General features: G+C 31.1%; 16 protein-coding genes. All 16 read left to right on the top strand.

The genetic code is table 11. The features are described 5' to 3' along the window. Window positions 1–20 precede the first annotated feature (20 nt). The 16 genes from BHE19_RS15315 to BHE19_RS15240 all read left to right on the top strand — a co-directional run bounded on the left by BHE19_RS15315 (window position 21) and on the right by BHE19_RS15240 (window position 15,962). Window positions 21–1,205, top strand: a complete 1,185-nt coding sequence (locus BHE19_RS15315) for a glycosyltransferase family 4 protein (protein ID WP_233431384.1) — start codon at window positions 21–23, stop codon at window positions 1,203–1,205. After that, window positions 1,198–1,803 (top strand): sugar transferase, encoded by a 606-nt coding sequence (locus tag BHE19_RS15310; RefSeq protein WP_070907859.1) that lies wholly within the window; start codon window positions 1,198–1,200, stop codon window positions 1,801–1,803. The genes BHE19_RS15315 and BHE19_RS15310 overlap by 8 nt, the downstream gene beginning before the upstream one ends. Beyond that, window positions 1,790–2,410 (top strand): acetyltransferase, encoded by a 621-nt coding sequence (locus tag BHE19_RS15305; protein WP_070907858.1) that lies wholly within the window; start codon window positions 1,790–1,792, stop codon window positions 2,408–2,410. The genes BHE19_RS15310 and BHE19_RS15305 overlap by 14 nt, the downstream gene beginning before the upstream one ends. Next, the gene (locus BHE19_RS15300; RefSeq protein ID WP_070907857.1) at window positions 2,403–3,545 is read left to right on the top strand and encodes a DegT/DnrJ/EryC1/StrS family aminotransferase; all 1,143 of its coding nucleotides are present in this window, start codon (window positions 2,403–2,405) and stop codon (window positions 3,543–3,545) included. The genes BHE19_RS15305 and BHE19_RS15300 overlap by 8 nt, the downstream gene beginning before the upstream one ends. Window positions 3,546–3,564: 19 nt before the next feature. Beyond that, complete coding sequence (gene rfbC, locus BHE19_RS15295; protein ID WP_070907856.1) at window positions 3,565–4,113, top strand: dTDP-4-dehydrorhamnose 3,5-epimerase; 549 nt, start codon at window positions 3,565–3,567, stop codon at window positions 4,111–4,113. After that, window positions 4,113–4,958, top strand: coding sequence for a dTDP-4-dehydrorhamnose reductase (rfbD, locus tag BHE19_RS15290; RefSeq protein ID WP_070907855.1), 846 nt, complete (start codon window positions 4,113–4,115; stop codon window positions 4,956–4,958). Before rfbC ends, rfbD begins: the two co-directional genes overlap by 1 nt. A 10-nt stretch (window positions 4,959–4,968) precedes the next feature. Then, the gene (gene rfbA / locus BHE19_RS15285) at window positions 4,969–5,853 is read left to right on the top strand and encodes a glucose-1-phosphate thymidylyltransferase RfbA (RefSeq protein WP_070907854.1); all 885 of its coding nucleotides are present in this window, start codon (window positions 4,969–4,971) and stop codon (window positions 5,851–5,853) included. A gap of 85 nt (window positions 5,854–5,938) precedes the next feature. Then, window positions 5,939–7,909 carry a polysaccharide biosynthesis protein gene (locus BHE19_RS15280; RefSeq protein ID WP_070907853.1) on the top strand — a complete coding sequence of 657 codons (1,971 nt, stop codon included), beginning with the start codon at window positions 5,939–5,941 and terminating at the stop codon, window positions 7,907–7,909. Window positions 7,910–8,112: 203 nt separating this feature from the next. After that, window positions 8,113–8,976 (top strand): ABC transporter permease, encoded by an 864-nt coding sequence (locus BHE19_RS15275; protein ID WP_070907852.1) that lies wholly within the window; start codon window positions 8,113–8,115, stop codon window positions 8,974–8,976. A 23-nt stretch (window positions 8,977–8,999) separates the two neighbouring features. Beyond that, window positions 9,000–10,283, top strand: a complete 1,284-nt coding sequence (locus BHE19_RS22970; RefSeq protein ID WP_070907851.1) for an ABC transporter ATP-binding protein — start codon at window positions 9,000–9,002, stop codon at window positions 10,281–10,283. Between the two features lie 3 nt (window positions 10,284–10,286). Further along, the gene (locus BHE19_RS15265) at window positions 10,287–11,243 is read left to right on the top strand and encodes a glycosyltransferase family 10 domain-containing protein (protein ID WP_070907850.1); all 957 of its coding nucleotides are present in this window, start codon (window positions 10,287–10,289) and stop codon (window positions 11,241–11,243) included. A 27-nt stretch (window positions 11,244–11,270) separates the two neighbouring features. After that, window positions 11,271–11,954 carry an FkbM family methyltransferase gene (locus BHE19_RS15260; RefSeq protein ID WP_070907849.1) on the top strand — a complete coding sequence of 228 codons (684 nt, stop codon included), beginning with the start codon at window positions 11,271–11,273 and terminating at the stop codon, window positions 11,952–11,954. Next, window positions 11,930–12,877: a GDP-L-fucose synthase family protein gene (locus tag BHE19_RS15255; RefSeq protein WP_083342562.1), complete on the top strand. Its 948-nt coding sequence runs from the start codon at window positions 11,930–11,932 to the stop codon at window positions 12,875–12,877. Before BHE19_RS15260 ends, BHE19_RS15255 begins: the two co-directional genes overlap by 25 nt. Then, window positions 12,874–13,968 carry an acyltransferase family protein gene (locus BHE19_RS15250; protein ID WP_070907848.1) on the top strand — a complete coding sequence of 365 codons (1,095 nt, stop codon included), beginning with the start codon at window positions 12,874–12,876 and terminating at the stop codon, window positions 13,966–13,968. Before BHE19_RS15255 ends, BHE19_RS15250 begins: the two co-directional genes overlap by 4 nt. Then, entirely contained in the window at window positions 13,965–15,140 is a 1,176-nt protein-coding gene (locus tag BHE19_RS15245) for a DegT/DnrJ/EryC1/StrS family aminotransferase (protein WP_233431383.1), read from the top strand. Before BHE19_RS15250 ends, BHE19_RS15245 begins: the two co-directional genes overlap by 4 nt. Beyond that, the gene (locus tag BHE19_RS15240; protein ID WP_070907846.1) at window positions 15,141–15,962 is read left to right on the top strand and encodes an alpha-1,2-fucosyltransferase; all 822 of its coding nucleotides are present in this window, start codon (window positions 15,141–15,143) and stop codon (window positions 15,960–15,962) included. It begins immediately after the preceding gene.

Here is a 15,962-nt window from a genome sequence, read left to right as displayed (position 1 = left end):
TGAGAGTGCTTTTTTTAACGATGGTGAAAATTAATTCCTTTTCTGATAGAGGAATCTATAGCGACCTTCTTCGTAAGTTTTATGAGGAAAATCATGATGTTTTTGCTGTATGTCCTATTGAACGAAGAGAAAGAAGAAAAACATTTGTAAAAAAAGAAGTCGAAGGGACAATTTTAAATGTGCAAACATTTAATCTTCAAAAAACAAATATTGTAGAAAAAGGGATGGGTGTTCTAGCAATTGAATACCAATTTCTTAAAGCAATAAAAAAATATTTTTTCGATATAAAGTTTGATTTAATAATCTATTCGACTCCTCCTATTACTTTTTCAAAAGTTATTAATTTTATAAAGCAACGCGATAAAGCATATTCTTATTTATTGCTGAAGGATATTTTTCCTCAGAATGCAGTTGACATGAAAATGCTTAAGGAGAATGGAGTTTTGCATAATATTTTTCTGAAAAAAGAAAAAAAACTATATAAGCTTTCAGACATGATTGGGTGCATGTCTGAAGCTAATAGAAAATATATTTTGAGTCATAATCCAAGTGTTGGATCAGAAAAAGTAGAAGTTAACCCAAACTCTATAAAGCCTTTTGTCTTACTCCAAAATGAAGATGAAAAAGGAAAAATTAAGGTTAAATATAATTTACCTATTGATAAAAAAATATTCGTTTATGGTGGTAATCTCGGAAAGCCACAGGGAATAGATTTTTTATTGGAGACGATTCAATCAAACAAAAATCAAGATGCTTTTTTTTTAATTGTTGGCACGGGCACGGAATATAACAGAATTAAAGATTGGTTTTTGAAATTAAATCCAGATAATGCAATGTTATTAAGTGGTTTGCCTAAAGCGGATTATGATTTGTTATTGAATGCATGTGATGTTGGAATGATTTTTTTACATAAGGATTTCACTATTCCTAATTTTCCTTCAAGGTTACTTTCGTATTTAGAGATGAAAATGCCTATTATTTCAGCTACTGATGAAAGTACAGACATTGGTACAGTTATAGAAAAAAACAACTGTGGTTTTTCAGTTGTTTCAGGAGATATTTTAGCTATGAACCAAGTTATTGAAAAGATGCTGATAGATGAAAATCATTTCAATAATATGAAAGAAAATGCATGGAATCTGCTAAATAATGAATATACAGTCGACAAATCATATCATTTAATAAAACAAAAAATAGATGTATAGTTTTTTTTTAAAACGTATTATTGATATCGTAATATCATTTTTTGCGCTACTTGTTTTTTTTCCCTTGATTTTGATTATTACCTTATTTCTGACCATTGCAAATGATGGAAAGCCTTTTTTTGTTCAAAAGAGACCAGGTAAAAATGGAAAAATATTTAAAATAATTAAATTCAAAACCATGAATGACAAAAAGGATATTCATGGGGGCCTATTGCCAGATGCTGAAAGATTAACTAACGTAGGTACGTTTGTACGAACAACTTCTTTAGATGAAATTCCGCAATTATTAAATGTTTTAAAAGGTGATATGAGTTTAATAGGGCCACGTCCTTTGCTACCTGAATATTTACCACTATATAATGAATTTCAAAAACAACGGCATAATGCTAGACCAGGAATTACAGGATTGGCACAGGTGAATGGGAGAAATGCAATTTCATGGCCTCAAAAATTTGAATATGATGTATGGTATGTCAACAATATTTCATTGAATTTAGACTTTAAAATACTGGTAAAAACAGTTCAAAAAGTAATTAAAAGCGAAGGGATTAATGCAGCAAATGTTGCCACAATAGAAAAATTTAATGGAGAATGCTAAATATTTATATGGAGCAAGTGGTCATTGTAAGGTGATTATTGAAGCATTAAGGAGTAATAATATAACTGTTAATGCTGTTTTTGATGATCAACCAAAAACTGAAATAATACATAATATTCCAGTCCTTGATTCATTACAATTATTGAAAGCGAAAGCTGGTAAAATAGTTGTGTCAATAGGTAATAATCAGATTCGTAAAGTGATAGTTTCAAAAGTAGAAAAATCTTTTTTTACAGTGCTACATGCAAAAGCTATTATCTCAGAAAGTTCAAAAATTGGAGAGGGAACAGTTATTATGGCAGGTGTGATAGTCAATTCAGATGCGGAAATAGGTAAGCATTGCATAATTAACACAGGAGCTATAATAGAACATGATTGCAAAATTGATGATTTTGTTCATATTTCTCCTAATTCAGCATTAGCAGGTAATGTTTTTGTTGGAGAAGGAGCACATATTGGCATTGGGGCATGTGTAATTCAAGGTGTTAAAATTGGTAAATGGGCAACTGTTGGAGCCGGAGCAGTTATTATAAAAGATATTCCTGATTACGCAGTAGTTGTCGGAAACCCTGGAAAAATTACTAAATACAACAAAATAAATGAATAAATCAAAAATATGGCTGTCATCTCCGCATATGGGAGGTATGGAACAAAACTACGTGCAAGAAGCTTTTGATACAAATTGGGTAGCTCCTTTAGGGCCTAATGTAAATGGTTTTGAAAAAGATTTAGAACAATATTTAAATGAAGAAATATATGTTGGCGCTTTAAGTTCAGGTACAGCAGCTATTCATTTAGGATTAATTTTGTTAGGAGTTAAATCTGGAGATGAGGTACTTTGTCAAAGTATGACCTTTTCCGCATCAGCAAATCCGATTATGTACGTAGGAGCAGCTCCTATATTTATTGATAGTGAGTCTGATACTTGGAATCTTTGTCCGAAAGCACTAGAAAAAGCCATCGTTGAAAGGATTTCTAAAGGAAAAAAACCTAAAGCTATAATAGGGGTTCATCTTTATGGTATGCCGTATAAAGTTGACGAAATTCATAGTATAGCTGAAAGATATAATATCCCTATTCTTGAAGATAGCGCTGAAGCTTTAGGAAGTTATTATAAAAAACAAAAGTGTGGGACATTTGGTCATATTGGTGTACTTTCATTTAATGGAAATAAAATTATCACAACTTCAGGTGGAGGTGCAATTGTGACCAAAAGTAAAGAAACCAAAGACAAAGCTATTTTTCTTTCCACACAAGCACGCGATAATGCACCGCATTATCAACATAGTCATGTTGGATATAATTATAGGATGAGTAACATTTGTGCGGGTATTGGAAGAGGGCAAATGGAAGTTCTTGATGCTCATGTTCAGTTAAGAAGAAAAATGCATAAATTTTATGTTACTTACTTCGCGAAGATTGATGGTATAACTATATTGAAAGAACCAAGCAATGATTATTTTTCAAATCATTGGTTGACAGCAATCGTTATAGATCCTCAAAAAACAAATGGTAAAACAAGAGAGGATTTGCGTTTAGCTTTGGAAAGTGATAATATAGAAAGTAGACCACTCTGGAAACCGATGCATTTACAGCCTATTTTTGAAAAGTTTCCTTACTATGGAAACAATGTAGCTGAAACATTATTTGAAAATGGACTATGTCTGCCTTCAGGTTCTAATACGACAACTGAAGAATTAAATAGAATTAAAAACGTGTTTGATACATTTTTTAATAAGTAAAGTAATTTCGACTATTTATATGAAGATTGAAAAAACGACTATATTAGATTTACTGATTATTGAGCCAATTATTTTTGGTGACGAAAGAGGTTTTTTTTTTGAATCTTATAGCAAAACTAAATTTGAAGAATTAGGGGTTAATATAGATTTTGTGCAGGATAATCAGTCCTTCTCAAAAAAAGGAACATTACGAGGTCTGCATTACCAAAATCCTCCTTTTGCGCAAACTAAATTAGTTCGTGTTTTAGAAGGTAAAATTATTGATGTTGCGGTAGATTTAAGAAAAGACTCTCCTACTTATGGAAAATCATTTAGTGTTTTGTTGTCAGCTGAAAATAAGAAACAATTATTAGTACCGCAAGGTTTTGCGCATGGTTTTTCGGTTATTAGCAAAACAGCTTCGGTGATGTATAAATGTGATCAGTTTTATAATAAAGCTTCTGAAGGAGGAATTAAATATGATGATCCATCCTTAAACATTGACTGGGGAATGGATTTAGATAAAGCAATTGTTTCTGAAAAAGATCAAATTCTTCCTTGTATTGAAAATTGTAATAGCTTATTTTAATGAAGAAGATTCTTGTAACAGGAGCAACCGGACAGTTAGGATCTGAACTTTCAGCTTTATCTACGTCTTATTATCAATATGAATGGATATTTGCTGATCGAACAAAAGCGACTTTAGATAATCTAGATTTATTGCAGTCTCAACTAAATGAAATTAGTCCGGATGTCATATTTAATTGTGGTGCCTATACAGCTGTAGATAAAGCCGAAAATGAAAAAGAGTTGGCATTTATAGTAAATTGTGAAGCAGTAAAGTTAATTGCAAAATATGCTAAGGAGAATAATGTACAGTTAATTCATATCTCTACAGATTATGTTTTTGATGGTACATCTTCTATTGCCTTGACTGAAAATTCAAAAACGTATCCTATTAATGTTTATGGTGAAAGTAAGTTGGCTGGAGAAATTGCCTGCTTAACCAAAAATCCAGAATCAATTATCATTAGGACTTCCTGGGTGTACAGTAAGTTTGGGAATAATTTTGTTAAAACCATGCAGCGTCTAATGCAGGAAAAAGAAGAGATTAATGTTGTTAATGACCAGATTGGATCGCCAACCTATGCAGGCGATTTGGCAAAGGCAATGATTACTATTCTTGAATCTTCAGAATGGGTTCCAGGAATTTATAACTATTCGAATGAAGGAGAAATCAGTTGGTACGAATTTGCTCTAGTTATAAAAGAATTTGGTAATTACAATTGTAAAATTGGCGGAATACCTTCTTCTTCCTATCCGACTCCAGCAAAGCGTCCTAATTTTTCATTATTGGATAAGAAAAAAATTAAAACTTTTTATCATATAGATATACCAAATTACAAAGAGAGTCTAAAAAAAATGTTCATATAAATAATAACTTATGAAAGGAATTATATTAGCTGGAGGTTCTGGTACACGTTTGCATCCGTTGACCCTTGCGATGAGCAAACAAATGATGCCGGTTTATGATAAGCCAATGATTTACTATCCGTTATCAACTTTGATTATGTCGGGAATAAACGAAATCTTAATTATATCTACACCGCATGACTTGCCAAATTTTAAAAAATTACTGGGTGACGGTTCTAATTTAGGTTGCGAATTCAGCTATGCTGAGCAAGCAATTCCAAATGGATTGGCACAAGCTTTTGTCATTGGCGAAGAGTTTATAGGTAATGACGATGTTGCCTTAATATTGGGAGATAATATTTTCTTTGGCTCGAATATGCAAAAACTATTGAAGTCAAATACAAAGCCTGAAGGTGGAGTTGTATTTGCTTACCACGTTTCTGATCCTGAAAGATATGGAGTCGTGGAGTTTGATGAAAATAAAAATGCTGTTTCTATTGAAGAAAAACCTCTTGAACCTAAATCAAATTATGCAGTTCCTGGACTATATTTTTATGATAATTCGGTTGTAGAAATTGCTAAGAATATCAAACCCAGTGCACGTGGAGAATACGAAATTACGGATGTGAACAAAGTTTATCTTGAAAAAGGAAAACTAAAAGTGGGCATACTAAGCAGAGGTACAGCATGGTTGGACACGGGGACTTTCAATAGTTTGATGCAAGCTGGTCAGTTTGTTCAGGTTTTAGAAGAGAGACAAGGTTTAAAAGTTGGCTGTATTGAAGAAACTGCGTGGCGACAAGGATTTATTAGTGATGCCCAATTAGAGGAACTTGCACTCCCCTTAATGAAATCAGGATATGGAACATATTTATTAGAATTCTTAAGACAAAAGAAAAAAGGTGTTAAAATCTAATTTATATAGAGGAATAATTTTTTAAAACCTTTAATTTGTACTTTTGTAATTTATACAAACTTTACAAAATCAAACGGAACCAGAATTGGATACTGATAAATCAACCAAAATAGCTTCTATATTGCATAATTCTTTCTCACCAAGAAACTTGCGAGCTAGTATTAATAACCTAAGTTATTTGCCTAGGTGGATCATTATTGCCATTGATATAATGGTGTTGATCTTCTCGTTTACTTTTACCTATATGCTGTTTGAAGGAACGGCATTAGGCTATATTATTACCACTCATCAGTCTTTTTTCGTCTCGAGTTTAATAGGTATTAATATATTTTTCTTTTGGTTGTTTAGGACATACTCTGGTATTATACGACACTCTTCATATATCGACGCTATAAAATTGTTGTTTTCTCAAATGTCAGTTTTGGTGTTTTTCTTGTTTTTTAATTTAGTTTTTGAACTATATACAGGACATAAAGCATTTTTAAACACTGCTCTTTTTATTAATTTGGTATTGTCATTCTGTGGATTGTTTTTATATCGTGTGATCGTAAAGCAGACATTTGAACTTTACTTTTCTGAAAAAACGACTACAAAGTTAATTCGAACTGTAATTTACGGAACAGATGCCAATGCAATTTCTGTTGCCAATGCATTGAAGTTTGAAACTCCTTCGAGATTTAAAATTGTTGGATTTGTCGACAAAAACAATCAGAATGCATCTAAGCGAATGTTGGATCTGCCTATTCTGATTTTAAGAAAAAAATTACCGGCCTTAATGCGTTCTGTAGCTGCAGAAGGTGTTATTATTGCTGATAAAAGTTTGTCTAAAGATGAACAATTGATTATTGTAGATCAGTGTTTAGAGTTTAATTACAGAGTATATACCGTTCCGTTGATTTCGGATTGGGAAAATCAAAAAGAAATTTCTCAAAAAGTAAAAAATATACAGATTGAAGATTTATTGGAAAGAAAACCGATTGTTCTGGACAGTAAATCAATCTCAAAACAATTAAAAGACAAAACTGTTCTTATTACTGGGGCTGCGGGATCTATTGGGAGTGAAATTGTTAGACAGGTTCTTGGTTTTAATCCTAAAATGGTTGTTATTTTGGATCATGCCGAAACGCCGCTTCATAATTTGTGTTTGGAGACCGCAACATTTGGTTCCGAATCAAAAATTATAGCTGTAGTTGCTGATGTTAGAAGCAAAAAAGCGTTGGAAAAAGTTTTCAAAAATTATAATCCACATGTTGTTTTTCATGCCGCAGCATACAAACATGTTCCTTTAATGGAAGAAAATCCGGCACAGGCTATTCATACCAATATTAAAGGAACTAAGAACCTGGCCGATTTATCCTGTAAGTATCATGTCAAAAAGTTTGTCATGGTTTCAACAGATAAGGCCGTGAATCCTAGTAATGTAATGGGAGCGAGTAAAAGGATTGCCGAAAAGTATGTTCAATCTTTATTCCTGAAAAATCAGAGAGAGAATGGTGGTGAGAGTGTAACCAAATTTATCACAACACGTTTTGGAAATGTACTAGGCTCAAATGGATCAGTTGTTCCTTTGTTTACGAAACAGATTGCAGAAGGTGGTCCGGTAACTATAACTCATCAGGATATTATTCGTTATTTTATGACTATTCCCGAAGCTTGTCAGTTAGTTTTAGAAGCCGGAGCAATGGGGAATGGAGGAGAGATTTATATTTTCGATATGGGTAAACCAGTGAAGATTATTGATTTGGCTAAAAAGATGATTAAGCTTGCTGGTTTTATTCCGGAAAAAGAAATAAAGATTAAAGTTGTTGGATTGAGACCCGGAGAGAAGCTTTATGAAGAGTTGTTAAACGATACTTCTAAAACTTTGCCAACGTATCACAATAAAATTATGATCGCTCAGGAAATTCAGGACGAGTACGAGAATTTGCATATCGAGATTGATGAACTTATTGGAATAGCTGATTTTTATGATAATGAAGATATTGTAGCCAAAATGAAGAAAATTGTTCCTGAATTTAAAAGCATGAATTCGACTTTTGAAGTTCTGGACAAATAAATTGACTTCATTTGAATTAGGATTTAATTTTAAGATATTAAAAGGTGTTTTTTTAAAAACGCCTTTTTTGCTTTTTTGAACGTTTTTAACCGAATAATAATCCTGTTAATTATCTATGATTGACCTCCATTAAAGGAAAAATTGAGTTTTAGAAAATAGTTTTATCAAAAATTTAGCTACAATGTGTTTGTAGCAATTATTAAATGAACAACAATAGCCCCAATGATTGGTTGTTTGAAATAACACCTAAAAATAAGTTCTTCTCGTTAAACTTAAAAGAAGTTTGGCAGTATCGTGACTTATTATTTCTTTTCGTAAAACGTGACGTAATCACAGTTTATAAGCAAACTGTTTTAGGCCCGCTTTGGTATCTGATTCAGCCATTGTTTACATCAGTAACTTTTACAATAATATTCAATAATGTTGCCGGAATTGAGACAGGAACTGTTCCTCCATTTTTATTTAATCTGGCGGGAATAACAGTTTGGAATTATTTTACTGCCTGCCTGACTGGGACATCAGACACTTTTAAGGCTAATGCCGCGATTTTTGGAAAAGTATATTTTCCGAGGATCATTACTCCTCTGTCCGTTGTAATTTCAAATCTTGTAAAGTTTGGAATACAATTTTTAATTTTTATTGGATTCTATATTTTCTACTATTTTCAAGGAGCAGATTTAAGTCTAAATGGTCTTGTTTTATTTTTTCCTGTTTTAATAATCATAATGGGAATTTTAGGATTGGGCCTCGGTATGCTTATCTCAGCGATGGTAACAAAATATCGTGACTTTAGTCATTTAATTGGTTTTGGCATACAATTATTGATGTATTTATCAGCAGTAATGTATCCTATGGAACTTATTAAAGATAAATTACCGTCTTACGGCTGGCTTGTTGTATATAATCCATTAGCTTATATTATTGAGACTGCCCGTTTTATGTTATTGAATGTAGGTGATATTTCGGTTTTGGGATTGACTTATACTTTAATTGTAACTATAACAGTATTTTTTATCGGATTACTGGTTTTTAATAAAACGGAGAAAAGTTTTATAGATACTGTTTAATTACTGATTTACCATTTACAATTTTGGAAAAAGATATAATATTAAAGGCCGAAAACATTTCTAAACAATATCGTTTAGGACAAGTAGGTACCGGAACCTTAAGTCATGACATTAATCGTTGGTGGCATAAGATTAGAGGTAAAGAGAACCCTTATTTAAAAATTGGGGATACAAATGATCGTTCCACAAAAGGAAATTCAGATTATGTCTGGGCACTGCAAGACATTAATTTTGAGGTTGAACGAGGAGAAGTTCTCGGAATTATTGGTAAAAACGGAGCGGGAAAATCAACACTTTTAAAGATACTTTCAAAAGTAACAGCTCCAACTACCGGAAGTATCAAATCCCGTGGACGTATTGCTTCACTTCTTGAAGTGGGAACTGGTTTCAATGGAGAAATGACCGGAAGAGAAAATATTTTTCTAAATGGTGCCATTCTTGGAATGACCAAAAAAGAAATTTCTTCTAAGCTTGATGAAATTATAGAATTTTCAGGTTGTGAACGTTATATAGATACACCCGTAAAAAGATACAGCTCTGGAATGACAGTCCGTTTAGCTTTTGCGGTAGCGGCATTTTTGGAACCCGAAATTTTGGTAGTTGATGAGGTTTTGGCGGTTGGAGATGCCGAATTTCAAAAGAAGGCAATTGGTAAAATGCAGGATATTTCAAAAGGTGAAGGTCGTACCGTTTTATTTGTAAGCCATAATATGGCAGCTGTAAAGAGTTTATGTACAAGAGGAATCGTACTCGAAAATGGCAAAATTAAATTTAATGGAGATATTGATGAGGCATTAGATGTTTATTCAAATAATGGTAATTCTACTGATCATACTGTTGTTTTTGATTCAGATACAAAACGAACTGGCAGCAGAAATATAGAGTTTATCTCTGTAGAGATAAGAGATCAAAACCAAAAGCCAAGTCATGAATTCTCTATTGGAGATGATTTAATTATTAAATTCAGACTACAAAACAATACAAACGAAGCAAAATCTGAGGTCGGAATCCAGATAAGATCTTCAGACGAAATGCCTATTTTTCATATTATGGGTAGAGATTCAAATTTTGAATTAACCCATGTAGAAAAACAAGAAGAGTATGTTGTAAGTATAAAAGACATAAGACTTTTTCCCGGGATGTATACCATTAGCTTTACAAGTAATACTACAACGGGACACCAGATATTTGACTGTATTGAAAATGCATTGTCTTTTCAAATTATAGATGGAGGAAAATATACCATTAGAAGTTTGCCAAGAGCAGCCGGTCTTTTCTTTTTAAATCCGGAATGGAAAAAATTGTAAATAATGAAAATAGTTAAGTTAACATTTAATTACGATTGGCCTCTTTTTAGACAAACTCCAAATTTCTCTCAGATCTGGGGAGACTATAAGTTTGTTATTGATGATAATCTGAAAGAGTGTGATTTTTGGATTGTATATACCGATTATAAAATAAAAACAGAGATTGTAAAGTGTGATCCCGAAAATGTAATTTTTATTCCGGGAGAATGTTACAATACGAGTCCTAAGTTTACTCAAAAATTCTTAGACCAATTTGGTACAATTATTACGGTACAGAAAGAGCTAAAACATAGGAATATTATTTATTCACATAATGCAAATCCATGGTTTATAGGGAAATCATACGATGAATTAAATTTATTAGAGACACCGGATAAAACAAAATTAATTTCAGTTGTCTCTTCTAATAAAGCTTTTACTGAAGGGCATAGAAAAAGAGTTGATTTTGTTAAAAAGCTCAAAGAGTATTTTGGAGATCAGTTAGACGTTTATGGACGTGGGATAGCAGATTTTGAAGATAAATGGGATGTTCTGGCTAATTACAAATATTCAATAGCTATAGAAAATGATTATTGTGACGATTGGGTCACTGAAAAATTCTTTGATTGTTTATACGCTCATACATTACCATTTTATTACGGCTGCCCTAATTTAGGAAGTATAGTTAATAAAGAATCTTTTATCCGGATTAACATAGATGATTTTGAATCCAGTGTAAAAATAATTGAGTCCGCAATTAAAGAAAATGAATTTGAAAAAAGATTAGAAATACTTAAGAAAGAATCAATAGAAAGTCTTCATAGAGACAATTTCTTTCCTTTTTTAGCTGATGTATTAGACAAAATGAATATGGTTAGTAAGAGAGGAATTAATTTTAAATTAAAAAAAAATGAGGAAGATTTACTCAAAATAAATTTTAAGAAAGTAATTAAGAGACTTAAAAATAGATTTATTAAGTAGAAAATTTAAAACAGTAATAAAAACTAGATGGTTTCAAGAGTTAAAAAAGCAATTAAAATACTCATTAATTATAGTGATAAGAAAACGACACCAAGTCCTAATGAATTATTGCAACATAATAGAGTGCAGCCATGGTTCGCTGTAAATGGGGATCAATCTCTTAGATTAGATTATGATTTGAATTCGGATTCTTTAGTTTTTGATGTTGGAGGATACAAAGGAGAATTTGCGGCAGATATATTATGTAAGTATGGTTCAAATATTTATGTTTTTGAACCAATTAAAGATTTTTTCGGAATTATAGAAAGCAAATTTCTTAAAAATAAAAAAGTTAAATCGTTTAATTTTGGTTTGGCTGGTGAAAATGCTAATTTGAAGATAAGTCTCTCCGATAATTCTTCATCTATTTATTTAAATGGTGAAAGAACAGAGACAATCGAATTAAAATCGATTGTTGAATTTTTAAAGGCTCAAGATATTAAGGAAGTTGATTTAATTAAAATTAATGTTGAAGGTGGTGAATATGAACTTCTAGAATCTTTACTATCGAATGATTTTATTAAAGTTTTTAAGAATATTCAGGTTCAGTTTCATGATTTTTTAATTGAAAATGCAAAAGAGCGAATGAATGAAATTCAAATGAATCTTTCTATAACTCATAAATTAACGTATCAATATGAATTTGTATGGGAGAATTGGGAGAGGATATAAATAAAAATGCCAAAATATATATTACCGGACATACAGGAATGCTGGGAAGTATAACTTTAGATCTTTTTAAAGAAAAAGGGTATTCTAATATAATAACGACAACACACAAAACTTTAGATTTAATCAATCAACAAGATGTTGATACTTTCTTTGAAAAAGAAAAACCGGAGTATGTCATTCATATCGCGGCTAAAGTTGGAGGTATTAAAGCTAATATTGATAACCCGGCAGTTTTCTTGTATGACAATTTAATGATACAGTCAAATGTAATTAATTCGGCATATAAGCATCAGGTTAAAAAGTTTGTTTTTATTGCAAGTTCTTGTATCTATCCAGCAGCTTCTCCACAACCTATGAGAGAAGAATATCTTTTAGATGGTAAACCTGAACCCACAAACGAAGGTTATGCAATTGCAAAAATTGCCGGCATTAAGTTATTAGAAAGCTATAATAAACAATATGGTTTTAACGGGATTAGTTTAATTCCGAGTAATTTATATGGACCAAACGATTCTTTTGATTTAAATCATGCACATGTTTTATCATCATTAGTAAAAAGATTTACAGATGCTAAAACCAAAAATGATCCTTCTATTAATTTATGGGGCACCGGAATTGCACGAAGAGAGTTTTTGCATGTAGAAGACTTTTCTAAGGCAATTTTATACTTTTTCGAGAATTATAATTCTCCCAATTTTATTAATATAGGTCCCGGAACTGATATCAGTATAAAAGAATTAGCAGTCTTGATTTCTTCAAAAGTAGAATACTCAGGAGAAATTTTGTGGGATGATACTAAACCAAACGGAATGCTTAAAAAATGCATGGATGTTTCTAATATGGTAAAAGAAGGATTTAAACCTGCTAAATCATTAGAAAAAGGAATAGAAGAGGTAATAGAAAGTTATAAAAAATTAAAATGATTAATAATGCCCTAAAGTTAAACCCTAAAACGAATAAATATTCTTTCATTGAAGGATTACGGGGTTTTGCTATTTTGTTAGTGTTTGGGGTTCATTTTTTCGGAAAATTTCAAAAGGAAGATTACTTTTTAGGCGAAGATTCTGTTTTTGAGCCAATTATTAAATTTTTACATTCTGGTCATATTGGTGTAGATTGCTTTTTTTTAATTAGCTCATTTTTAATCTACAAATCTTTAACGAATCCTAATAATAAGATATCTTTTATCCAATTTATGTACAAAAGATACTCTCGATTATTACCCGTAATTGTTTTTATTTTAATTATCCCTTTTATAATTTATAATGGATTCCATCTAAAGGTTATTTTTGATAATATTTTCTTTTTAAATATTTTTAATTCAAGTTCAAGTATTGTCGTAGTCACGTGGTCGTTGGTTTACGAAATATACTTTTACATTTTAGCAGGAATATTATATATTACCCTACCAAATAAAATTACTACAAGTATTATATTTCTACTATTGATATTTACATCAATTTTATTAATTCATTTTTTTATTGAACAACATATAATAGGAGAGCCAGTTAGATTTTTAGGGTTCTTTTTTGGTGTTTTTTTAGCAAAATATCATCAGAAGATTAATCGATCTAAAGTTTTATTTAAATACAAAGAATTAATTGTTATTGCAGGTTTTTTTATCATATTTTTTCAAATGTATGGTTGGTTAAACTTTAACTGGGTAACATCTGTTATGACAGATAAACTGTATAACGCATTATTTTATATAACAGTTCAAATGGGTTTCTTCTTAATAATTCTTGGTAATCTAATAAAAGGAAACAAACTGGAGTTTTTACTGGTCAATGGTTTTATGCAATTATTAGGAATGGTTAGTTATTCTTTTTATATTATTCATTGTTTTGTAATTACAAAGTTAAATCTCACTTCCAAATTGATGATGTACTTAAATATATCAAGTTTTATATCAATGATAATAGAATATATGGTATCATTTTCTTTCGCTGTTTTATTGTCAATTTATATTTATGAATACTTAGAAAAACCATATTTTAATAAAATTAAAAAATGAGAATACCCTTAATGCGAAAAGCATTTCTTAAAGAAGAACAAACTAAAAAAGCTTTGGCTGATTTCATTCTTAATGCAGACAGATTAAGTATGGATATTGAGTGCAAAAAATTCGAAGATAAATTTGCTCAATATCAAAAATGTAAACACGCAGTATTATTTAATAGTGGCGGTAGTGCAAACTTGGCGATGTTACAGGCCTTAAAAAATTTAGGAAAGCTGAAAGATGGGGACAAAGTAGCTTTTTCGGCATTAACCTGGTCGACCAATACAATGCCAATTATTCAGTTAGGAATGGTTCCGGTTGCACTCGATTGCGAACCTGATACATTGAATACCATGTCTTGTCATCTTTTGGAAAGATTGAAAACAACAGATCTAAAGGCTTTGTTTATCACAAATATCCTTGGTTTTACAGGAGATATAGATACCATAAAAGAAATTTGTGATCAAAGAAATATTATTTTAATAGAAGATAATTGCGAATCATTAGGAACTGAACTGCCACAGGGAACTACTGGTAATTTTGGAATTGGAGGGAGCTTCTCTTTTTTTGTTGCCCATCATATGTCAACTATAGAGGGAGGAATGGTTTGTACAAGTGATGATGATTTTGCTGAAATGCTTAGAATTGTAAGAGCCAATGGCTGGGATAGAAATCTTACTGTTGAACAACAGGAAAAATGGAGGGGGAGATTTGATATTCAGTCAGAATTTCAGGCCAAGTATACTTTTTATGATTTAGGATATAACTTCAGACCTACTGAAATTACCGGCTTTTTGGGGCAATATCAAATGCAGTTTTTAGAAGAAAATATAAGTAAAAGAGAACAAAACTATTTACGAATAGAAAATATTATAAAAGACAATTCCGACTTTGTTTATCTAAAACACGATCATATCAACAGATTGTCTACCTTCGCCTTTCCGTTTGTTTGTAAAACGCCGCAACTAAGAGAATATTATCTGGATAAATTTACAAAAGCTGGAGTCGAAATTAGACCAATGATAGCTGGAAATATGCAGGAGCAACCTTTTTACAAAAAGTATGTAAGTGAATTATATGAAATGCCAGGTGCAGATATGATGCATGCAAATGGATTTTATTGTGGAAATTATCCGGAACTTCTGGAGGAAGATTTGTTAATTATCGAAAATTTATTAAAAAAATAAATGATCGTCATTCAGTTAATTGGAGGTTTAGGAAATCAGTTGTTTCAATATGCAGCTGCTAAAGCTCTGGCGCTACAAACAAAACAAAAGGTCTCTCTTGATATATCGCAATTTGAGAGCTATAAACTGCATAACTATGCATTAAACCATTTTAATATCATTTCTAAAAACTATAAAAAACCCAATCGATATTTAAGAAAAATAAAGAGTTTTTATCAAAAAAATGTATTTTATAAAGAAGTCGATTTTGGATATAATCCTGATCTGATTCATTTAAAAGGAGATATTATATTTCTGGAAGGTTATTTTCAATCAGAGAAATATTTTATAAAGTATGAAAAAGAAATTCGGGAAGATTTTGAATTGCGGACACTCTTAAAAAAAGAGACTAAAGCTGCAATTGCAAAAATTGAGTCTGTAAATTCTGTTTCGATACATATTCGAAGAGGAGATTATATAAATAATCCATTGCATAATACAAGTAAAGAAGAATATTATAACAAAGCTTTGGAAATAGTTGAAAATAAGATAAATAATCCTGTTTATTTTGTCTTTTCGGATGATATGGACTGGGTAAAAGCAAATTTTTCGACAAAACACGAAACAGTATTTATTGATTTTAATGATGCTTTAACAAATTTTGAAGATTTAAAATTAATGGCATCTTGCAAGCACAATATTATAGCAAATAGTAGTTTTAGCTGGTGGGGTGCATGGCTGAATAAAAATCCTGATAAAATTGTAATTGCTCCAAAACGATGGTTCAATGACGATTCCATAAATACTAATGACATAATCCCGACAAATTGGGTTAAAATATAG

It is taken from the genome of Flavobacterium tructae, assembly GCF_001853485.1.
Lineage (GTDB): Bacteria > Bacteroidota > Bacteroidia > Flavobacteriales > Flavobacteriaceae > Flavobacterium > Flavobacterium tructae.
Note: the sequence above shows the minus strand (reverse complement) of the source record. Positions and strands in the feature narration are given on the sequence as shown.